18 protein-coding genes and 1 other annotated feature are annotated in these 21,276 nt (G+C 58.1%); all 18 genes read left to right on the forward strand.

Features of this window, described 5'->3' with window-relative positions; genetic code table 11:
• The first annotated feature begins 10 nt into the window (after positions 1-10).
• The 18 genes from ispD (at position 11) to rpoC (ending at position 19,659) form a co-directional block, all read left to right on the forward strand.
• Positions 11-718: a 2-C-methyl-D-erythritol 4-phosphate cytidylyltransferase gene (gene ispD / locus ACFFIY_RS12600; RefSeq protein ID WP_354194381.1), complete on the forward strand. Its 708-nt coding sequence runs from the start codon at positions 11-13 to the stop codon at positions 716-718.
• Positions 715-1,191, forward strand: a complete 477-nt coding sequence (ispF, locus tag ACFFIY_RS12605; protein ID WP_354194383.1) for a 2-C-methyl-D-erythritol 2,4-cyclodiphosphate synthase — start codon at positions 715-717, stop codon at positions 1,189-1,191. The genes ispD and ispF overlap by 4 nt, the downstream gene beginning before the upstream one ends.
• A 165-nt stretch (positions 1,192-1,356) precedes the next feature.
• Complete coding sequence (gltX, locus tag ACFFIY_RS12610; protein WP_354194385.1) at positions 1,357-2,814, forward strand: glutamate--tRNA ligase; 1,458 nt, start codon at positions 1,357-1,359, stop codon at positions 2,812-2,814.
• 410 nt (positions 2,815-3,224) lie between these two features.
• Entirely contained in the window at positions 3,225-3,902 is a 678-nt protein-coding gene (gene cysE / locus ACFFIY_RS12615; protein WP_354194387.1) for a serine O-acetyltransferase, read from the forward strand.
• Positions 3,902-5,308: a cysteine--tRNA ligase gene (cysS, locus tag ACFFIY_RS12620; RefSeq protein WP_354194389.1), complete on the forward strand. Its 1,407-nt coding sequence runs from the start codon at positions 3,902-3,904 to the stop codon at positions 5,306-5,308. Before cysE ends, cysS begins: the two co-directional genes overlap by 1 nt.
• A 4-nt stretch (positions 5,309-5,312) precedes the next feature.
• Entirely contained in the window at positions 5,313-5,729 is a 417-nt protein-coding gene (locus tag ACFFIY_RS12625; protein WP_354194391.1) for a Mini-ribonuclease 3, read from the forward strand.
• On the forward strand, positions 5,729-6,487 hold the full coding sequence (rlmB, locus tag ACFFIY_RS12630; protein WP_354194393.1) for a 23S rRNA (guanosine(2251)-2'-O)-methyltransferase RlmB: 759 nt from the start codon (positions 5,729-5,731) through the stop codon (positions 6,485-6,487). The genes ACFFIY_RS12625 and rlmB overlap by 1 nt, the downstream gene beginning before the upstream one ends.
• Complete coding sequence (locus tag ACFFIY_RS12635; protein WP_354194829.1) at positions 6,487-6,996, forward strand: NYN domain-containing protein; 510 nt, start codon at positions 6,487-6,489, stop codon at positions 6,994-6,996. The genes rlmB and ACFFIY_RS12635 overlap by 1 nt, the downstream gene beginning before the upstream one ends.
• Before the next feature lie 69 nt (positions 6,997-7,065).
• Positions 7,066-7,716, forward strand: coding sequence for an RNA polymerase sporulation sigma factor SigH (gene sigH / locus ACFFIY_RS12640; protein ID WP_354194395.1), 651 nt, complete (start codon positions 7,066-7,068; stop codon positions 7,714-7,716).
• Between the two features lie 220 nt (positions 7,717-7,936).
• Positions 7,937-8,122 (forward strand): preprotein translocase subunit SecE, encoded by a 186-nt coding sequence (gene secE, locus ACFFIY_RS12645; protein ID WP_354194397.1) that lies wholly within the window; start codon positions 7,937-7,939, stop codon positions 8,120-8,122.
• Positions 8,123-8,217: 95 nt separating this feature from the next.
• A complete protein-coding gene (gene nusG, locus ACFFIY_RS12650) occupies positions 8,218-8,751 on the forward strand; it encodes a transcription termination/antitermination protein NusG (protein WP_354194399.1) in 534 nt (177 codons plus the stop codon).
• Between the two features lie 168 nt (positions 8,752-8,919).
• On the forward strand, positions 8,920-9,345 hold the full coding sequence (gene rplK, locus ACFFIY_RS12655) for a 50S ribosomal protein L11 (protein ID WP_052455630.1): 426 nt from the start codon (positions 8,920-8,922) through the stop codon (positions 9,343-9,345).
• A 122-nt stretch (positions 9,346-9,467) separates the two neighbouring features.
• Positions 9,468-10,169, forward strand: coding sequence for a 50S ribosomal protein L1 (gene rplA, locus ACFFIY_RS12660; RefSeq protein ID WP_354194401.1), 702 nt, complete (start codon positions 9,468-9,470; stop codon positions 10,167-10,169).
• 40 nt (positions 10,170-10,209) lie between these two features.
• Positions 10,210-10,364: a sequence feature (ribosomal protein L10 leader region), on the forward strand.
• A gap of 34 nt (positions 10,365-10,398) precedes the next feature.
• On the forward strand, positions 10,399-10,899 hold the full coding sequence (gene rplJ / locus ACFFIY_RS12665; RefSeq protein WP_354194403.1) for a 50S ribosomal protein L10: 501 nt from the start codon (positions 10,399-10,401) through the stop codon (positions 10,897-10,899).
• Between the two features lie 67 nt (positions 10,900-10,966).
• A complete protein-coding gene (gene rplL, locus ACFFIY_RS12670) occupies positions 10,967-11,326 on the forward strand; it encodes a 50S ribosomal protein L7/L12 (RefSeq protein ID WP_354194405.1) in 360 nt (119 codons plus the stop codon).
• A 193-nt stretch (positions 11,327-11,519) separates the two neighbouring features.
• Positions 11,520-12,122: a class I SAM-dependent methyltransferase gene (locus tag ACFFIY_RS12675; protein ID WP_354194407.1), complete on the forward strand. Its 603-nt coding sequence runs from the start codon at positions 11,520-11,522 to the stop codon at positions 12,120-12,122.
• 279 nt (positions 12,123-12,401) lie between these two features.
• A complete protein-coding gene (gene rpoB, locus ACFFIY_RS12680; protein ID WP_354194409.1) occupies positions 12,402-15,947 on the forward strand; it encodes a DNA-directed RNA polymerase subunit beta in 3,546 nt (1,181 codons plus the stop codon).
• A gap of 106 nt (positions 15,948-16,053) precedes the next feature.
• Positions 16,054-19,659 carry a DNA-directed RNA polymerase subunit beta' gene (gene rpoC / locus ACFFIY_RS12685; protein WP_354194411.1) on the forward strand — a complete coding sequence of 1,202 codons (3,606 nt, stop codon included), beginning with the start codon at positions 16,054-16,056 and terminating at the stop codon, positions 19,657-19,659.
• The last annotated feature ends 1,617 nt before the right edge of the window (positions 19,660-21,276 follow it).

Consider the following 21,276-nt stretch of genomic DNA (forward strand, 5'->3'; position numbering starts at 1 on the left):
TGTTGCAAAAGTGGAATATACAGTCATGCTGCCGGCGGCGGGAAGCGGCCGGCGGATGGGGGCAGGAGAAAACAAGCTGTTCCTCCCGCTCGGCGGCGAACCGATCCTCATCAGGACGCTGCGCGTGTTTGAAGAAGATCCGGCCTGCCGCGGGATTATCCTGGCCGTCCGTCCCGATGAGCGGGAGCGGATCCGAAAAATGCTGGTGGAGGCGGGGATCCAAAAAGCGGCTGCCATGCCGGACGGCGGAGAAGAGCGTCAGGACAGCGTGCGTGCATGCGTCCGGGCCTTCATTGAGGGCGGGGGCGACGGCGGCTCGGTCGTCATGGTCCATGATGCGGCCCGCCCGTTCATATCCCGCCGGGTGATCGGCGAACTCGCCGTTTCTGCCGGGCGCCATGGCGCGGCGATTGCGGCCGTGCGCGCCAAAGATACGGTGAAACAGGTGCACGGAGGAATCGTCGAATCCACCCCGGACCGCGAGTCGCTCTGGCTTGTCCAGACGCCGCAGGCCTTCCGGGCGTCTCTGCTGTCCCGGGCGGAGGAACAGGCGGCGGCGGACGGGTTCCTCGGGACGGACGAGTCCATGCTCGTCGAGCGGCTCGGCCATCCGGTGAGGATCGTCGAGAGCACGTATGATAATGTGAAGATGACTACAAAAGAAGACCTTGCAATCGGCGAAGTGCTGCTGAAACGGCTGGAGGAGGAACAGAATTGATCAGGATCGGACAAGGATTTGACGTACACGAATTTGCGGAGGACCGGCCGCTCATCATCGGGGGAGTCACCATCCCGCACGAGCGGGGCCTCATCGGGCACTCCGACGCGGACGTGCTGCTTCACACCGTCACCGACGCGGCACTTGGCGCGGTCGGCGGCTGGGACATCGGGCACCACTTCCCGGACACCGACGCCGCGTTCAAGGATGCCGATTCCGCCGTCCTTCTCGAACGCGTCTGGGCCGACATCGAGGCCAAGGGCTACCGGCTCGGCAATGTCGACTGCACCATCATGGCGCAGCGGCCGAAAATGGCACCCCACATCCCGGCCATCCGCGCCCGCATTGCGGAACTGCTCCACGCGGAAGAAGACCGGGTGAACGTCAAGGCGACCACCACCGAGAAACTCGGCTTTGTCGGCCGTGAAGAAGGCATTGCCGCCATGGCGGTCATCTTGCTGGAAAAAGAATGAATGAAGCTTCGCCGGTCCATCCTTCGGGTGGGCCGGTTTTCTTTTCGGCCGGCCATCATTCAATTCTGCTCCCGCCAATCCTTCCGCACGCCCCCAAACCGTGCGGGCTATGTTAAAATGGACGGAGCATAAAACTATTGCACGTTCGAACAGGAGGAACCATCCATGACACAGGAAGTCCGTGTACGGTATGCGCCGAGTCCGACGGGGCATCTCCACATCGGAAACGCCCGGACGGCGCTTTTCAACTATCTTTTTGCCCGCCACAACGGCGGCAAGTTCATCATCCGCATCGAGGACACCGACGCCAAACGCAACATCGAAGGCGGCGAGGAGTCTCAGCTTCATTACCTGAAGTGGCTCGGCATCGACTGGGATGAAAGCATCGATGTCGGCGGGGAATACGGCCCGTACCGGCAGTCCGAGCGCAATGACCTTTACAAGGAACTGTATGACGGGCTGCTCGAAAAAGGCCTCGCCTACAAATGCTACTGCACCGAGGAAGAACTGGAGGCGGAGCGCGAGGCGCAGCAGGCGCGCGGGGAAATGCCGCGCTACAGCGGGAAGTGCCGCCATCTGACGGATGAGGACCGCGCGAAGCTCGAGGCGGAAGGCCGCCAGCCGAGCATCCGGTTCGCCGTGCCGGAAGGCCGCACGTACAAGTTCGCCGACATGGTGAAGGACGATGTGTCGTTTGAGTCCGATGACTTCGGCGACTGGGTGATCGTGAAAAAAGACGGCGTGCCGACCTACAACTTCGCAGTGGCGGTCGACGACCACTACATGAAGATCACGCATGTGCTGCGCGGCGACGACCACATCTCGAACACACCGAAGCAGATGATGATCTATGAGGCGTTCGGATGGGAGATGCCGACATTCGGCCATATGACGCTCATCGTCAACGAAAGCCGCAAAAAGCTGTCGAAGCGTGACGAGTCGATCATCCAGTTCATTGAACAGTATGAAGAGCTCGGTTATCTGCCGGACGCGCTGTTCAACTTCATCGCGCTTCTCGGCTGGTCGCCGAAGGGAGAGGACGAGATCTTCTCGCAAGAGCAGTTCATCGAAATGTTCGATGCGGACCGTCTGTCGAAGTCGCCTGCGCTGTTCGACAAACAGAAGCTGACCTGGATGAACAACCAGTACGTGAAGGAACTGCCGCTTGAAGAAGTCGTGGCGCTTTCCCTCCCGCACCTCCAGAAGGCCGGCCTTCTGCCGGATGAGCTGTCCACAGAGCAGCGAGAGTGGGCGGAGCGGCTCATTGCGCTATATCAGGAGCAGATGAGCTTCGGTGCGGAAATTGTCGAATTGTCCGCCCAGTTCTTCCGGGATGACATTGAATACGATGAAGAGGCAAAGGCAGTTTTGGCGGGCGGGCAGGTGCCGGAAGTGATGACCGCATTCAAGGCACAGCTGGAGTCGCTGGAATCGTTCGATCCGGCATCGATCAAGTCGGCGATCAAGGCCGTCCAGAAAGAAACGGGCCACAAAGGCAAAAACCTGTTCATGCCGATCCGCGTCGTCACGACCGGACAGACGCACGGACCGGAACTGCAGGAGTCGATCTCGCTCCTCGGACGCGAGAAAGTGCTCAAGCGCGTTTCTGCCTTCGCGGGCTGATCCGCCGGGACAGAACGATTGACTTTCCGTCCGCCCTCTGTAAAATAGTTAGATAACAGCAAGATACCGAAAGCGACGAAGAGGAGAAGTACGTTGCGCATGCTCGACAGAGAGGGCCGCCGCCGGCTGAAAGCGGCCCGGGCCGCTGCGCGCGGAAATGCACCTCGGAGCGCCGGGCCGAAATCCAGTAGGCCGGCCGGAATGCCCCCGTTACGGGCACCGAGGGGGGAAGGCCGCCGTGCGGGCATCCGTGCGGCGCCTTCCCAAACCAGAGTGGAACCGCGCATCCAAGGCGTCTCTGTCATGAAGACAGGGACGCCTTTTTGATTTCCAGAAAACCTGGTTGCCGGAAGCACCCGCCCTCACAGCCGCCCCTCGCCCTTGCTCAAAAACCTGGAGGGATTACAACGATGTTCAAACGGATGAAAGAAGATATTCATGTCGTGTTCGACCAAGACCCGGCAGCCCGCAGTGCGTTTGAGATTGTGCTGACTTACGCGGGTCTCCACGCAGTGTGGGGATACCGGGTTGGACACTGGCTGCACGGCCGCGGGCTCCGGTTCATGGCCCGGGCGGTCTCGCAGTTCACCCGGTTCCTGACGGGAATCGAGATCCACCCGGGCGCGCAGATCGGCCGGCGCCTGTTCATCGATCATGGATCGGGTGTCGTCATCGGAGAAACATGCATCATCGGCGATGACGTGACGCTTTATCAGGGCGTGACACTCGGCGGGACCGGGAAGGAAAAAGGCAAGCGGCATCCGACGCTCGGCAACAACGTCCTTGTCGCCTCGGGCGCGAAGGTGCTCGGTTCGATCACGCTCGGCGACAACGCCAAAGTCGGCGCCGGATCGGTCGTCCTCAAAGACGTGCCGCCGAACTCGACGGTCGTCGGGATTCCGGGGACGATCGTCATCCAGAACGGCGTCAAGGTGCCGAAAAAGTTGGATCATGACAATCTGCCGGATCCCGTATCGGATAAATGCGACATGCTGGAGAGGAAAATCGCCGCGCTCCAGGAAGAAGTGGCGCAGCTCCGCGAAATGACTCAGGAACTGACAATGGAACGGATCAAGGAGGAAAAATGATGGCCATCCAAATTTACAATACGCTCACAAGGAAGAAGGAGCCGTTCGTCCCGATCGAGGAAGGGAAAGTGAAGATGTACGTGTGCGGCCCGACCGTCTACAACTACATCCACATCGGGAACGCACGTCCGGTCATCGTCTATGACACTGTCCGCAACTATCTGGAATATAAAGGGTACAAAGTCGACTACGTGTCGAATTTCACCGATGTCGACGACAAAATCATCAAAACGGCGAACGAGCTTGGCGAAGAAGTCGGCGAGCTCACGGAGCGGTTCATCGGGGCGTACTTCGCCGACATTGAGGCGCTCGGCTGCCGGCATGCCGATGAGCATCCGCGCGTGACGGAACATATCGATGACATCATTGAATTCATCGGGGTCCTCATCGAGAAAGGATACGCTTATGAGTCGGGGGGCGATGTCTACTACCGGACGCGCAAGTTCGACGGCTACGGGAAGCTGTCCCACCAGTCGATCGATGAACTGAAGGTCGGCGCCCGCATCCATCCGGGCGAGAAAAAGGAAGATGCGCTTGACTTCACGCTCTGGAAGTCGGCGAAGCCCGGGGAAATTTCATGGGACAGTCCGTGGGGCAAGGGCCGCCCGGGCTGGCACATCGAGTGCTCGGTCATGGCGCGGGAGGTGCTCGGAGATACGATCGACATCCACGCCGGGGGGCAGGACCTCACCTTCCCTCACCACGAAAACGAAATCGCCCAGAGCGAGGCGCACAACGACAAAACGTTCGCCAACTACTGGATGCACAACGGTTACATCAACATCGACAATGAAAAAATGTCGAAATCACTCGGAAATTTCGTGCTCGTCCATGACATCCGCCAGAAGATCGACCCGGAAGTGCTGCGTTTCTTCATGCTGTCGGTCCATTACCGCAACCCGATCAACTTCTCCCAAGAGCTGATCGAAAGCGCTGAAAACGGGCTTGAGCGGCTGCGCACCGCCTACCGGAACGTCTCGCACCGGCTTGAGGCGTCCGCCGACAACGGTGACCAGAAAGACATCTGGCTGCACAAGATCAGCGAAGAGCGCAACGCGTTCGAAGCGGCAATGGACGACGACTTCAACACGGCCAACGCGATCTCGGTCCTGTTCGACCTCGCGCGCCTTTCCAATACGTACCTGAACGAAAAGAACACCGAACGCGAAGTGCTCGAGGCATTCCGCAGCCTGATGGCCGAACTGTCCGGCGTTCTCGGACTCAAGCTGGAAGGCGCCCAGACAGAGGAACTGCCGTCCGAAGAAATCGAGTCACTGATCGAAGAACGCCAGCAGGCCCGGAAAAACCGCGACTTCGCGCGCGCCGATGAAATCCGCGATGAACTGCTCGCCCGGGGAATCGTACTCGAAGACACGCGGCAGGGCGTCCGCTGGAAGAGGAGCTGAGCAGATGGCCGAAATCACGGAATCCGACATCCGGCAGCTCAACGCCCTGACGCTCGCCTATATGGGCGACGCCGTCTACGAACAGGCGGTGAGGGAGCACCTCATCCGCTCGGGCCGGGTCAAGCCGAACACGCTCCACAAGCTCGCCACGCGGTACGTGTCCGCCGTCGCCCAGGCCTCCGCGATCCGCTCGATGGAGGCGGACGGCTTCCTGTCCGAGGGGGAGCTCGCGGTCGTCCGCCGCGGACGGAACGCAAAATCCGGGCACTCGCCGAAAAACACCGATGTCCAGACGTACAACTACAGTTCCGCGTTTGAAGCCCTCATCGGGTGGCTTTATCTGCTCGGCCGCGGCGAGCGGCTCGGCGAAGTGATCCGCCGGGCGCTCGATCACGCCGAAACGGAAAGGGAGGACGGATGATGACGAACAGGGAAGAAGAAATCATCGCGGGACGCAATCCCGTGCTCGAGGCGCTCCGCTCCGGACGCCAGCTCAATAAAATCTGGATCGCCGAAGGGATGCAGAAATCCGGTTCCGCCGACATCCGCCGCATGGCAAAGGAAGCCGGCGTCATCGTCCAGCAGGTGCCGAAGAAGAAGCTCGACCAGCTGACCGAGCTCACCCATCAGGGCGTGGCGGCAAGTGTAGCCGCCTATGACTACGCGGGGCTCGACGACTTGTTCAGCCGTGCAGAAGAAGCCGGGGAAGATCCGTTCTTCCTCATCCTGGACGAGCTGGAGGATCCGCATAACCTCGGCTCGATCCTGAGGACGGCGGACGCTTCGGGTGCCCACGGCGTCATCATTCCGAAGCGCCGGTCCGTCGGGCTCACTGGCGTCGTTGCAAAGGCATCGACCGGCGCGATCGAGCATGTGCCCGTCGTGCGGGTCGGGAACCTTGCGCAAACGGTCGATGAACTGAAGGGGCGCGGCGTCTGGATTGCCGGGACGGATGCAAAAGGGACCGCAGACTACCGGAACATGGATGCCGGCCTGCCGCTCGCAGTCATCATCGGCAGCGAAGGAAGGGGAATGTCGCGGCTTCTTGTCGAAAAATGCGATTTCCTCTACAAGCTGCCGATGGTCGGCCACGTCAATTCGCTCAACGCCTCTGTGGCCGCCGCGCTGCTCATGTACGAAGTCTTCCGGAAAAGGAAACCCGCAGAAGGGCAAGGATGATGGACGTCCTGCTCGTCGACGGCTACAACATCATCGGGGCGTGGCCTGAGTTGAAGGCGCTCCGGGACGGACAGCTGGAAGACGCACGGGACCTGCTCATCGAGAGGATGGCGGAGTACCGGGCGTACACCGGCTGGCGGGTCATTATCGTATTTGATGCCCAGTTCGTCCCGGGCATTGCGACCACGTCGCGCCGGCACGACGTTGAAATCATCTTCACAAAGGAAAATGAGACCGCCGACGAACGGATCGAGCGGCTTGCCTCAGAACTCGGAAGCCGGCGGGTGCAGGTCCATGTGGCCACATCCGACCATACCGAACAGCGCGTCATCTTTGCCCAGGGCGCACTCCGGAAATCCGCCCGCGAACTTCAAATTGAAATGAATGGCATCCGCCGGGGAATTGCCGAAAAAGTGAGGAAACTGCAGGAAAAACGGCCGTTTTCCAAGATTCCGCTCTCTGATGACGTGGCTGAAATTTTTGAAAAATGGCGGCGCGGACTGAAATGAATGGTTGACGCTAAAATTTTCCTTCCTGTATACTGGGAGACACTACGTGTGGGGACCGGGGTGATCTGAATGTTGGCAAACAGCCGGGATGAGGCTCATGTGGACGGGTTTGGGGGATTCAGTGATGAACAGCTCGTGGAAATGGCGCATTCCGGGCGCAGTGACGCCCTGGACTTTCTGATCCGGAAGTATCAGTACTTTGTCAGGATGAAAGCGCGTTCTTATTTCTTGGTCGGTGCGGACCGGGAAGACATCATCCAGGAAGGCATGATCGGGCTGTACAAGGCGATCCGTGATTTCAGGGGGGACAAGCTCAGCTCGTTCCGGGCATTTGCCGAGCTCTGCATCACGCGCCAGATCATCACGGCGATCAAGACGGCGACGCGCCAGAAGCATATCCCGCTCAATTCGTCGGTGTCGCTGGACAAGCCGATCTATGATGATGAGTCGGAGCGCACCCTGCTGGACATGCTGACGGGACCGGAATTGGACGACCCGGCGGATCTGCTGCTCCACCGGGAGGAATTCGACCGGCTTGAAGAAGAGATGAACACCGTGCTGAGCCCGCTCGAGCGGCAGGTGCTGGCGCTTTATCTGGAAGGCCGGAGCTACCAGGAAATTTCCGCCGCGCTCGGCCGTCAGGTGAAGTCGATCGACAATGCCCTGCAGCGCATCAAGCGGAAACTCGAGCAGCATCTCGCCGCGGGAATCGGGCGCTGATCGTGCCCGGCCGCATTGACAGCATCCCCCTGCAGGTGATAGGCTGAAGACGGACCGATCTGCAATCGGCGGCCGGAATGTCTTTTTGACGGACGGCCTTCACAGATGCTTTTTAGCGCAAGGGAATAAACAAAGCGGGACACGGGTGCCACTGGCCATCCAACTCCCAGTGCAATCATACAATCCTTATTATTTTTCATTCCGGAGGTTTGGCGATACAATGGGCAAGATTCGCGAGTTTTTCAACGGCGTCGTTTCGGAAATGCGGAAGGTCAGCTGGCCGAAGCGCAAGGAACTGACGCGCTATACGGTCGTCGTCCTGTCGACGGTCATTTTCATGGCAGTCTTCTTTGCACTGGTCGATCTTGGCATCTCGACGGTGTTCCGCTGGTTCCTGAAAGCCTGATGTGAATATATTTTTGAAGAATAGCCCGTCTGATTGTCCGAACGGGCTTTTTCATTTTGACCGGAAAGGGAGGGACGGACGGCCAGTCCGAATCGATGGAGAAAAATTGGTACGTGGTGCACACTTACTCGGGATACGAGAACAAGGTAAGGGCCAACCTCGAAAAGCGCGTGGACACGATGGGGATGACCGATAAAATCTTCCGTGTCGTCGTGCCGGAAGAAGAAGAGATCGACTACAAAGACGGCAAGAAGCGCGCCGTCATGCGCAAGACATTCCCGGGCTATGTGCTCGTCGAAATGATCATGACGGACGACTCCTGGTATGTTGTCCGCAACACGCCGGGCGTCACCGGATTTATCGGCTCTTCGGGCGGCGGTGCGAAACCGACACCGCTCATGCCCGAGGAAGTGGATTTCATCCTCCGCCAGATGGGCATGAAGGAAGGCAAGGTTGAAATCGACGTGTCGGAAGGCGACCTCGTCGAAGTGCTGGAAGGGCCGTTCGCCAACTTCCAGGGGCGCATCGAAGAAGTCGACGCCGCCAAAGGCAAAGTCAAGGTGGCCGTGGAAATGTTCGGCCGCGAAACGAAGATGGAACTCGATTTCGTACAAATCCGGAAAATTTGACCGGTTGGCACTTGCAAGCAGGCGCCGATAATGGTATCATTTCAAAGGTCAGGCTGAAAATCAGCTTGTGCGGATTAACCGTATTCTACCGGCAACGTGCCGGCAGACACATATTGAGTGGGAGGGGCAACCCTATTACCACATCACGGACTTAAGGAGGTGTGTCTCGTGGCTAAAAAAGTGATTAAGCTTGTAAAACTTCAAATCCCTGCCGGCAAAGCAAACCCGGCGCCACCGGTCGGACCGGCGCTCGGTCAGGCAGGTGTCAATATCATGGGGTTCTGTAAGGAATTCAACGCCCGGACATCGGATCAGGCAGGCCTCATCATTCCTGTTGAGATCACGGTGTTTGAGGACCGTTCGTTCACATTCATTACAAAAACTCCGCCGGCAGCCGTTCTTCTGAAGAAAGCGGCCGGCATCGACAAGGCGTCCGGCGAACCGAACAAAAACAAGGTCGCCGTCGTCAAGCGTGATAAGGTCCGCGAAATCGCGGAAACGAAAATGCCTGACCTCAACGCGGCTTCTGTTGAAGCAGCGATGCAGATGGTCGAAGGCACTGCCCGCAGCATGGGCATCACGATCGAAGACTAATTGATTCTTTCACTTGATGTTGTTCTGTTTTAAGAGGGTTGCGCCCGTTCTCCGCGAACGCCGCAACCCTTATTCGTGGGAGGGTTTATCCGCTATAACCACAATCAAGGAGGAAATTCAACATGGCTAAAAAAGGCAAAAAGCAAATCGAAGCGGCCAAGAAAGTGGACCGCACGAAGCTTTATGATGTAAACGAAGCAATCGCGCTCGCAAAAGAAACGAGCTCGGTGAACTTCGATGCAACCGTCGAAGTGGCATTCCGCCTCGGCATCGACGTGCGCAAAAACGACCAGCAGATCCGCGGCGCGGTCGTCCTTCCTAACGGAACGGGCAAAACGCAAAAAGTCCTCGTTTTCGCAAAAGGCGAAAAAGCGAAGGAAGCGGAAGCTGCAGGCGCTGATTATGTAGGCGAAGCAGACTATGTCGGCAAGATCCAGCAAGGCTGGTTCGACTTTGACGTGGTCGTCGCAACTCCTGACATGATGGGCGAAGTCGGTAAACTCGGCCGCGTCCTCGGACCAAAAGGCCTCATGCCGAACCCTAAGACGGGCACTGTTACGTTTGACGTGACAAAAGCCGTCCAGGACATCAAAGCAGGTAAAGTGGAATACCGTGCCGACAAATCCGGCATCATCCACGCGCCGATCGGGAAAGTGTCGTTCGAAGACGCAAAGCTCATCGAGAACTTCGAGACGATGTTCGATACGATCCAGAAAGCAAAGCCTGCCGCTGCAAAAGGCACTTACATGAAGTCCGTCAACGTGACGACTACAATGGGCCCTGCAGTTAAAATCGACGCATCCAACGTCGCTGCAAAAAAATAATCTTGACATCATCAAGGCACATCTGGTAAGATTGCCGATGTTATGAATATCGTTTGTACCGTAGACAGCAGGGGCGGCCCGCCGCTTAAACATTCCCTGCCGAGGACAAGAAGCTTTCAATCCGAATCGGTTTGAGATGCCAATTTCCAGCTCCGTGTCTACATTCTTGTGGAACGGAGCTTTTTATTTGCGGTATGAATGAAAAACTTACAGGAGGTGTCCAGCCGAAATGAGCACAGTATTGGAAGCCAAACAGGCACTCGTTGATGAGATCGCAACGAAATTCAAAGACGCGGCATCCGTTGTCGTCGTTGACTACCGCGGCCTCAGCGTCGGCGAAGTGACCGAGCTCCGCAAACAGCTCCGCGAAGCAGGCATTGAGTTCAAAGTGTACAAAAACACGATGACGCGCCGTGCTGCGGAAGCTGCTGGCGTCGAAGCCCTCAACGAATACATGACGGGCCCGAACGCCATCGCGTTCTCGAACGAAGATGTCGTCGCACCAGCGCGCATCCTCAACAACTTCGCGAAAGACAACGAAAAACTCGAGATCAAAGCCGGTGTCATCGAAGGCAACGTCGCAACTCTCGAAGAAGTCAAAGCACTGGCGGAACTGCCATCCCGGGAAGGTCTTCTTTCCATGGTACTCAGCGTCCTCCAGGCGCCGATCCGCAACTTCGCACTTGCATCGAAAGCCGTTGCAGATCAGAAGGAAGAACAAGGCGCATAATCCGGCAGCTTAGCCATCGAATCGCGGCATAGCCGCAACCATACCGAACCATTAGGAGGAAATACCAATGAGCAAAGAGCAAATCATTGAAGCGATCAAAGAAATGACGGTCCTCGAACTGAACGACCTCGTCAAAGCAATCGAAGAAGAATTCGGCGTAACGGCTGCAGCTCCAGTAGCAGTTGCCGGCGCAGCAGGCCCTGTTGCTGAAGAGCAAACAGAATTCGACGTTGTCCTCGCTTCCGCAGGCGACCAGAAGATCAAAGTCATCAAAGTTGTTCGCGAAATCACAGGCCTTGGCCTCAAAGAAGCGAAAGCTGTTGTAGACGAAGCGCCTAAAGCAATCAAAGAAGGCGTATCGAAAGAAGAAGCAGAAGAAATGAAAGCGAAGCTCGAAGAAGTCGGCGCAGGCGTCGAAGTCAAGTAATTCAGAGCCTCACCGCACGATAGAAGAGCCCGTCAGTTTTCCGACGGGCTTTTCTTTGTATGTCCAAAGAACGGGCGGGATGTTGCAGAAGTCCGTTGTGCGCCTTCGGATGGCGGCGCCGGCTCCTGTATGCACCGCCAAGCCGGCGGGCATACTTATTCACCGTCAAATTTACACATCGGGAGGGATCGGGATGGGCGACCATTATTATTCGAAGGATCCGCACGCGGAATCTGCACCCATGACTTGGAAAACCGAGCTGCGGGGCATGCCGTTCGTGTTCAGGACGGATGCCGGCGTGTTCAGCAAGGGAGAAGTGGACTTCGGTTCCCGCCTGCTGGTCGACACGTTTGAGGAACCGCCGGCCGCCGGACCGCTGCTCGACATCGGCTGCGGCTACGGTCCCGTCGGCCTGACTGCGGCCAGGTTGCTTCCCGGCCGCACCGTCCACATGGTCGACGTGAACAGCCGGGCGCTGTCGCTTGCGCGCGAAAATGCCCGCGCGAACGGCGCGGGCAACACGGAGATCTATGAGAGTGACGGAGGCGCAGATGTCCGGGGAAGCGGGTTCGCAGCCGTACTGACAAATCCGCCGATCCGCGCCGGCAAAGACACCGTGTTCCGCATCTACGAAGATGCACACGGTCTTCTTGCGCCGGAGGGGGAGTTGTGGGTCGTCATCCAGAAAAAGCAGGGTGCCCCGTCAACCGAGGCGAAACTCCGCGAACTGTTCGGCAATGCCGAAACTGTCTCCAAAAAGAAGGGGTACCATATTTTTAGGTCGGTGAAACATTGACTTGACAAATATGCTGTGATAGCATAATAAGATGCACAATTAAGTTGAGGTCGTATGCCCTTTTTGGCGGCTCCGGCAGTGCAGCCGGCTGTCCGCCCGGAAGGCGGATGGTATAGATCCGCCTGAACATAGGGGATACTTGACCGGAATGGAATAAGCCTGGTGAAACCGAAAATGAGCTCTGCCTTGAACTCGTTTTCTTTTTGTCTTTTCGGATATCATACATCATTTTCCGGCATCCGCAAAGACCTATTATCGCTTTAATGAGGGGTGAATCAGTTGACAGGTCAACTAGTTCAGTACGGTCAACATCGTCAGCGCAGGAGTTTTGCGCGCATCAGTGAGGTGCTCGAGCTTCCCAATCTGATTGAGATTCAGACGAAGTCCTACGAATGGTTCCTTGAAGAAGGGCTGCGCGATATGTTCCGCGACATCTCGCCGATCGAGGACTTTACAGGGAATCTCTCCCTCGAGTTTGTCGACTACAGCCTCGGTGAACCGAAATACCCTGTCGGCGAATCGAAAGAGCGGGATGCCACTTACGCGGCGCCGCTTCGCGTGAAAGTTCGCCTTCACAACAAAGAGACCGAAGAAGTGAAGGAGCAAGACGTCTTCATGGGCGATTTCCCGCTCATGACGGAAAACGGGACGTTCATCATCAACGGTGCTGAACGCGTCATCGTCTCCCAGCTCGTCCGCTCCCCGAGCGTCTACTTCCACGACAAGACGGACAAAAACGGGAAACGCGGCTTCGGCGCGACCGTCATCCCGAACCGCGGCGCCTGGCTCGAATACGAGACGGACGCCAAGGACATCGTCCACGTCCGCATCGACCGCACACGGAAGCTGCCGGTCACGGTACTTCTGCGCGCGCTCGGCTTCGGTTCCGACGCGGAAATCATCGACCTGATCGGCGACAACGAATTCCTCCAGAACACACTGGAGAAAGACAACACCGAAAGCACGGAAAAGGCGCTTCTTGAAATCTACGAGCGTCTACGCCCGGGCGAGCCGCCGACCGTCGAGAGTGCGAAAAACCTGCTTTATTCCCGGTTCTTCGACCCAAAACGGTACGACCTTGCCAACGTCGGCCGCTACAAAATGAACAAAAAGCTGAACATCAAGGACCGTCTCTTCAACCAGACGCTTGCCGAAACGCTTGCGGATCCGGAAACGGGCGAGATCCTCGCTGAAAAAGGGACGGTCATCGACCGCCGCGTCCTCGACAAGCTCACCCCTTATCTTGAAAACGGCACCGGATTCAAGACGCTCACCCCGGTGAACGGCGTCCTCGACGGCGACATCACCGTCCAGGCGATCAAGATCTTTGCGCCAAAAAGCGAGGACGAAAAAGTCATCACGGTGATCGGCAACGCAGGCATCGAAGAAGAAGTGAAGCACGTGACGCCGGCAGACATCATCGCGTCGATCAGCTACTTCTTCAACCTGCTGTACCGCGTCGGCATCACGGATGACATCGATCACCTCGGCAACCGCCGCCTCCGCTCGGTCGGCGAGCTTCTCCAGAACCAGTTCCGCATCGGGCTTTCCCGGATGGAACGCGTGGTCCGCGAGCGCATGTCGATCAACGATACACAGTCTATTGTGCCTCAGCAGCTCATCAATATCCGCCCGGTCATCGCGTCCATCAAAGAGTTCTTCGGAAGCTCCCAGCTTTCGCAGTTCATGGACCAGACGAACCCGCTTGCGGAACTGACGCACAAGCGCCGCCTGTCCGCACTCGGACCTGGCGGACTCACCCGTGAACGTGCCGGCATGGAAGTACGGGACGTCCACTACTCGCACTACGGCCGGATGTGCCCGATCGAGACGCCGGAAGGCCCGAACATCGGCCTCATCAACTCGCTCTCGACCTATGCCAAAGTCAATAAGTTCGGATTCATCGAAACGCCGTACCGCCGCGTCGACCCTGAAACAGGCGTCGTGACGGATCAGATCGACTATCTGACGGCGGATGAAGAAGACAATTATATCGTCGCACAGGCGAACGCGCCGCTCGACGGGGAACGCAAGTTTATCAATGACGAAGTCGTCGGGCGTTTCCGCGGCGACAACTCCGTGTTCAAGCGCGAAACGATCGACTACATGGACGTTTCTCCGAAACAGGTCGTTTCCGCTGCCACCGCCTGCATCCCGTTCCTTGAGAACGATGACTCCAACCGTGCGCTCATGGGCGCGAACATGCAGCGCCAGGCCGTTCCGCTCCTGAATCCGGAAGCGCCGTTCGTCGGCACCGGGATGGAATATGTCGATGCGCGCGACTCGGGTGCCGCCATCGTCTCGAAGCACCACGGAATCGTGGAGCATGTCGAGGCCAAGGAAATCCGTGTCCGCCGCGTCGAGGAAGTCGACGGCAAGGAAGTCAAGGGAGACCTGGATGTCTACAAGCTTGAAAAGTTCATCCGGTCCAACCAGGGGACTTCCTACAACCAGCGCCCGATCGTCAAGGTCGGCGACCGGGTTGCGCCTCTTGACGTGCTCGGCGACGGCCCGTCGATGGACAAAGGCGAACTCGCCCTCGGACGAAACGTCCTCGTTGCCTTCATGACATGGGACGGCTTCAACTACGAGGATGCCGTCATCATGAGCGAGCGCCTCGTCAAGGACGATGTGTACACGTCGGTCCACATCGAGGAATACGAGTCCGACTCCCGGGACACGAAGCTGGGGCCTGAAGAAATCACTCGCGACATTCCGAACGTCGGCGAGGATGCGCTCCGCAATCTCGACGAGCGCGGCATCGTGCGCGTCGGGGCGGAAGTTCGCGACGGCGACATCCTCGTCGGGAAGGTCACGCCGAAGGGTGTCACCGAACTGACGGCGGAAGAACGTCTCCTTCACGCGATCTTCGGCGAGAAGGCCCGCGAAGTGCGCGATACGTCCCTCCGTGTGCCTCACGGTGCGGGCGGAATCGTTCTCGACGTGAAGGTCTTCAACCGCGAAGACGGCGATGAGCTTTCGCCGGGCGTCAACCAGCTCGTGCGCGTCTACATCGTCCAGAAACGGAAGATCTCCGTCGGCGACAAGATGGCCGGACGACACGGGAACAAAGGGGTCATCTCCCGGATTCTGCCGGAAGAGGACATGCCGTTCATGCCGGACGGCACGCCGGTCGACATCATGCTCAACCCGCTTGGCGTACCATCGCGGATGAACATCGGGCAGGTGCTCGAACTTCACCTCGGCATGGCGGCCCGTTATCTCGGACTTCATATGGCCACGCCTGTATTTGACGGTGCGAATGAAGAAGATGTCTGGGAAACGATGGAAGAGGCCGGCATGGACCGCTCCGGGAAGACGGTGCTGTACGACGGCCGCTCGGGCGAGCCGTTCGACAACAAAGTGTCGGTCGGCATCATGTATATGATCAAGCTCGCCCACATGGTCGACGACAAGCTCCACGCCCGCTCGACGGGCCCTTACTCCCTCGTCACGCAGCAGCCGCTCGGCGGTAAGGCGCAGTTCGGCGGACAGCGTTTCGGGGAGATGGAAGTTTGGGCGCTTGAAGCGTATGGCGCAGCCTACACGCTCCAGGAGATCCTGACGGTCAAGTCCGATGACGTGGTCGGACGCGTGAAGACATACGAATCGATTGTCAAAGGGGAAAACATCCCGCAACCGGGCATCCCTGAATCGTTCAAGGTTCTGATCAAAGAACTCCAGTCGCTCGGCCTTGATGTGAAAATGCTGACGGAGGAGTACGAAGAAATTGATCTTCGCGACCTGGACGAGGATGAGGATCTCCAGCCGACGGATGCACTCAATATCCTGCCGGCGGAGCAAGAGCCGATCGGAGCCGAGTGATCGATTTCCTTGGGATGAAAGAGGCGGTGCCGGGCTCCGGCCCGGACCGCCGCATGATGATGAACGGAGAGCCTGTTCAGACTGAGACTAAAGGGAGGTAGGCTCCTTGATAGATGTAAACAATTTTGAGTATATGAAAATCGGCCTCGCCTCGCCGGACAAGATCCGCTCATGGTCGTTCGGCGAAGTGAAAAAGCCGGAAACGATCAACTACCGGACGCTGAAGCCGGAGAAGGACGGCCTGTTCTGCGAACGGATCTTCGGACCGACAAAAGACTGGGAGTGCCACTGCGGCAAGTACAAGCGCGTCCGCTACAAAGGCGTCGTCTGCGACCGCTGCGGCGTCGAAGTGACCCGTGCCAAAGTACGCCGAGAGCGGATGGGCCATATCGAGCTCGCCGCCCCGGTTTCCCACATCTGGTATTTCAAAGGCATCCCGAGCCGCATGGGGCTTCTGCTCGACATGTCCCCACGCTCGCTTGAGGAAATCATTTACTTCGCTTCCTATGTTGTCGTGGAACCGGCCGACACGGGCCTTGACCGCAAACAGCTCCTGTCCGAGCGGGAATACCGCGCGTACCGCGAGAAATTCGGCAATAAATTCACTGCGCTCATGGGTGCAGAGGCGATCGAAAAGCTGCTCAAGCAGATCGACCTCGAGAAAGAGACCCATGACCTGAAGGAAGAGCTGAAATCCGCACAAGGGCAGCGGCGCACACGTGCGATCAAGCGCCTGGAAGTCGTGGAATCGTTCCGCAACTCGGGCAACAGCCCGGAATGGATGATCCTCGAAGTGCTGCCGGTCATCCCTCCGGAACTCCGGCCGATGGTGCAGCTTGACGGCGGACGCTTTGCAACGTCCGACCTCAACGACCTGTACCGCCGGGTCATCAACCGGAACAACCGGCTCAAGCGCCTGCTCGACCTCGGGGCGCCGGGAATCATCGTCCAGAACGAGAAGCGGATGCTCCAGGAAGCCGTCGATGCCCTCATCGACAACGGCCGCCGCGGACGTCCGGTCACAGGTCCGGGGAACCGCCCGCTGAAATCCCTCTCGCACATGCTGAAAGGGAAGCAGGGCCGTTTCCGCCAGAACCTCCTCGGGAAGCGGGTCGACTACTCGGGCCGTTCCGTCATCGTTGTCGGACCGAACCTGAAGATGTACCAGTGCGGCCTGCCGCGCGAAATGGCGATCGAGCTGTTCAAGCCGTTCGTCATGAAGGAACTCGTCGAACGCGGACTCGCCCACAACATCAAGAGTGCGAAGCGCAAGATCGAGCGCCTGCACTCGGATGTATGGGACGTGCTGGAAGACGTCATCAAGGAGCACCCGGTCCTCTTGAACCGTGCCCCGACGCTTCACCGCCTCGGCATCCAGGCGTTCGAGCCGACGCTCGTCGAAGGCCGCGCCATCCGTCTGCACCCGCTCGTCTGCACGGCTTACAACGCCGACTTCGACGGTGACCAGATGGCGGTTCACGTGCCGCTGTCCGCAGAGGCACAGGCCGAAGCGCGCCTGCTCATGCTGGCCGCACAGAACATCCTGAACCCCAAAGACGGGAAGCCGGTCGTCACGCCTTCCCAGGACATGGTCCTCGGGAACTATTACCTGACACTCGAGCGCAAAAACGCTGCGGGCGAAGGCATGGTGTTCAGCGACACCGACGAAGTGATGGTCGCCTACCAGACGGGCTTCGTGCACCTGCACACCCGGATCGCCATCCAGGCATCTTCGCTGAACAATCCGACGTTCACCGAAAAGCAGAACAAGCAGCTGCTCATGACGACGGTCGGCAAGGTGATCTTCAACGAGATCCTGCCTGAATCATTCCCGTTCATCAACGAACCGACGAACCATAACCTGCAGGTCGAAACACCGGAGAAGTACTTCATCGACCCGACGGAAGACGTGAAGGCGAAGATCGCGGAAGCGGAACTCGTCCAGCCGTTCAAGAAGAAAATCCTCGGCAACATCATTGCCGAGATCTTCAAGCGGTTCCACATCACCGAAACGTCGAAGATGCTCGACCGGATGAAGGACCTCGGATTCAAATACTCGACGCGTGCAGGCATCACGATCGGGATTTCCGATATTGTGGTTCTGCCGAACAAAGGGGAAATCCTCCAGGAAGCCCAGGACAAGGTCGACAAGGTCACGAAACAGTTCCGCCGCGGTCTCATCACCGAGGAAGAACGCTACGACCGCGTCATCTCCTACTGGAGCCAGGCGAAGGACACCATCCAGTCCCAGCTGATGGAATCCCTCGACAACGAAAACCCGATCTTCATGATGAGCGACTCGGGTGCCCGGGGTAACGCCTCGAACTTCACGCAGCTTGCCGGGATGCGCGGCCTCATGGCCAACCCGGCCGGCCGGATCATCGAGCTCCCGATCAAATCGTCATTCCGTGAAGGCCTCACCGTCCTCGAGTACTTCATCTCGACGCACGGCGCCCGTAAAGGTCTTGCCGATACGGCGCTGAAGACGGCCGACTCGGGTTACCTGACACGCCGCCTCGTCGATGTTGCCCAGGATGTCATCGTCCGCGAAGACGACTGCGGCACCGACCGCGGCCTGGAAGTGTTCGCACTCACGGAAGGCACCGAGATCATCGAGTCCCTGGACGAACGGATTGTCGGACGCCACGCGAAGAAAACGATCCGCCATCCGGAAACGGGCGCGGTCATCGTCGAACGCGACGGCCTCATCACGGAAGACCTGGCGCGGGAAATCATGGACGCGGGCATCGAGTCCGTGACCATCCGATCCGCGTTCACGTGCAACACGAAGCACGGCATCTGCAAGAAGTGCTATGGCATGAACCTGGCGACCGGCGAAGCGGTCGAGGTCGGCGAAGCGGTCGGCATCATCGCCGCCCAGTCGATCGGGGAACCGGGCACGCAGCTGACCATGCGTACGTTCCACACCGGCGGGGTTGCCGGCGACGACATCACGCAAGGTCTCCCGCGGATCCAGGAAATCTTCGAAGCCCGGAACCCGAAAGGCCAGGCGGTCATTTCCGAGATCAACGGGGTCATCACCGAGATCGACGAAATCCGCGAGGGCCAGAAGGAAATCACCGTCAAGGGCGACGTCGAGACACGCAAATATACGCCACCGTATAATGCCCGTCTCCGCTTTGGCCTGAACGACACCGTCCGCCGCGGCGATGCACTCACCGAAGGGTCAATCGATCCGAAGGAACTCATCGTCGTCAAGGACGTCTCGACAGTCCAGGAATACCTGCTGAAGGAAGTCCAGAAGGTCTACCGGATGCAGGGGGTTGAGATCAGCGACAAGCACGTGGAAGTCATGGTCCGCCAGATGATGCGCAAAGTCCGCGTCATCGAAGCCGGCGACACCGATCTTCTCCCGGGCTCGCTGCTCGATATCCATCAGTTCGCGGAAGCCAACGCCGAAGCCATCCTCAAGGGACGGATTCCGGCCACAAGCCGCCCGGTCATCCTCGGGATCACGAAAGCGTCCCTCGAAACCGAATCGTTCCTCTCCGCCGCATCGTTCCAGGAAACCACACGTGTCCTGACCGATGCCGCCATCAAAGGCAAAATGGACGAACTGCTCGGCCTCAAGGAGAACGTCATCATCGGGAAACTCGTCCCGGCCGGCACCGGCATGCAGCGCTACCGCCAGATCGAGATCGAACACGAAGGCATGGACACGGAAGCCGAACAACCGGCAACCGCAGAATAAAACAGAAACATCCCGGAAACCAAAAGGTGACCGGGATGTTTTTTTGTTCGGTGAAGGGGTTGATAGAGGGTGAGGCGGGAGTGAGACAGCTGATATAGGAGTAAGGAAGGGCGAAAATCGGAGTAAGGAGTCAAGTATTCGCACATGGAGCGGCGGGTTCGCACTTAGAGCGGTGAGTTCGCACTTAAGATGGCGGTTTCGCACTTAGAGCGGTGAGTTCGCACTTAGAGTGGCAGGTTCGCACTTAGAGCGGGGGTTTCGCACTTAGGATGGCGGTTTCGCACTTAGAGCGGAGGTTTCGCACTTAGAGTGGTGAGTTCGCACTTAGAGCGGAGGTTTCGCACTTAGGAGGGTGGGTTCGCACTTAGAGCAGCGGTTTCGCACTTAGAGCGGTGAGTTCGCACTTAGAGCGGGGGTTTCGCACTTAGAGTGGCAGGTTCGCACTTAGGAGGGTGGTTTCGCACTTAGAGCAGCGGGTTCGCAATTAGAGCGGTGAGTTCGCACTTAGGATGGCGGTTTCGCACTTAGAGCGGCGAGTTTTCACTTACAGCCACAAGCCACAAGCCTAATATCGGAGTAAGGAAGCGGAAATCGGAGTAAGGCGCCCAATATCGGAATATGGAAGCGGAAATCGGAGTAAGCCATCCAATATCGGAGTATGAGAGCAAAAACTAGAGAAGGCGTCCAATATTGAAGTAAGGGATCAAGAATCGTACAAGGGGAAATTTGTGGACACCATCCGGCATTTGAGACCATTACCGGACATTAGGTTGTGCGACATTCAAAGGTCCTGTCGCGACATTCACGGACTGTCGCCAGTTAACCCGGCATTCGGGGCCGCTAACCGGACATTCAGTCGTGTAATCCCGACATTCGCGGACTGTCGCCAGTTAACCCGACATTCGGGGCCGCTAACCGGACATTCAGTCGTGTAATCCCGACATTCGCGGACTGTCGTCAGTTATCCCGACATTCGAAGCAACAATCCCGACATTCGAAGGCGTAATCCCGACATTCGCGGGTCCTATCCCGACATTCACGGACTGTCGTCAGTTATCCCGACATTCGAAGCAACAATCCCGACATTCGAAGGTGTAATCCCGACATTCGCAGGTCCTATCCCGACATTCACGGGCCGCCGCCAGTTAACCCGACATTCGGGGCCGCTAACCGGACATTCAGTCGTGTAATCCCGACATTCGCGGGTCCTATCCCGACATTCACGGACTGTCGTCAGTTATCCCGACATTCGAAGCAACAATCCCGACATTCGAAGGCGTAATCCCGACATTCGCAGGTCCTATCCCGACATTCACGGGCCGCCGCCGGTTAACCCGACATTCCGGGCCGCTAACCGGACATTCAGTCGTGTAACCCCGACATTCGCGGGTCCTATCCCGACATTCACCGACAGCCATCAGTGATCCCGACATTCGAGCCCACTATCCCGACATTCACGTCCCTCCGGCATTGACTCCCTACATATAGCTTGCACCCACTATCCACCTCCGCCCAACGCCCCACCCGCCGCACCCCAAAAACAGGCCGCACGGCCCTTCTTCAATAAAAGGCTGAAATCCATATGGGTATGTGTTGACAGACTGCGCTGCAGGTGAT

Source organism: Bhargavaea ullalensis (assembly GCF_042432615.1).
In the GTDB taxonomy this organism is placed as follows: Bacteria; Bacillota; Bacilli; order Bacillales_A; family Planococcaceae; genus Bhargavaea; species Bhargavaea ullalensis.

What these genes read in the sequence shown, in the direction of transcription:
- gltX (WP_354194385.1), top strand. Translation starts at nt 1,357, where the DNA reads ATGACACAGGAAGTCCGTGTACGGTATGCGCCGAGTCCGACGGGGCAT.
- cysE (WP_354194387.1), top strand. Translation starts at nt 3,225, where the DNA reads ATGTTCAAACGGATGAAAGAAGATATTCATGTCGTGTTCGACCAAGAC.
- cysS (WP_354194389.1), top strand. Translation starts at nt 3,902, where the DNA reads ATGGCCATCCAAATTTACAATACGCTCACAAGGAAGAAGGAGCCGTTC.
- ACFFIY_RS12625 (WP_354194391.1), top strand. Translation starts at nt 5,313, where the DNA reads ATGGCCGAAATCACGGAATCCGACATCCGGCAGCTCAACGCCCTGACG.
- rlmB (WP_354194393.1), top strand. Translation starts at nt 5,729, where the DNA reads ATGACGAACAGGGAAGAAGAAATCATCGCGGGACGCAATCCCGTGCTC.
- ACFFIY_RS12635 (WP_354194829.1), top strand. Translation starts at nt 6,487, where the DNA reads ATGGACGTCCTGCTCGTCGACGGCTACAACATCATCGGGGCGTGGCCT.
- sigH (WP_354194395.1), top strand. Translation starts at nt 7,066, where the DNA reads ATGTTGGCAAACAGCCGGGATGAGGCTCATGTGGACGGGTTTGGGGGA.
- secE (WP_354194397.1), top strand. Translation starts at nt 7,937, where the DNA reads ATGGGCAAGATTCGCGAGTTTTTCAACGGCGTCGTTTCGGAAATGCGG.
- nusG (WP_354194399.1), top strand. Translation starts at nt 8,218, where the DNA reads ATGGAGAAAAATTGGTACGTGGTGCACACTTACTCGGGATACGAGAAC.
- rplA (WP_354194401.1), top strand. Translation starts at nt 9,468, where the DNA reads ATGGCTAAAAAAGGCAAAAAGCAAATCGAAGCGGCCAAGAAAGTGGAC.
- rplJ (WP_354194403.1), top strand. Translation starts at nt 10,399, where the DNA reads ATGAGCACAGTATTGGAAGCCAAACAGGCACTCGTTGATGAGATCGCA.
- rplL (WP_354194405.1), top strand. Translation starts at nt 10,967, where the DNA reads ATGAGCAAAGAGCAAATCATTGAAGCGATCAAAGAAATGACGGTCCTC.
- ACFFIY_RS12675 (WP_354194407.1), top strand. Translation starts at nt 11,520, where the DNA reads ATGGGCGACCATTATTATTCGAAGGATCCGCACGCGGAATCTGCACCC.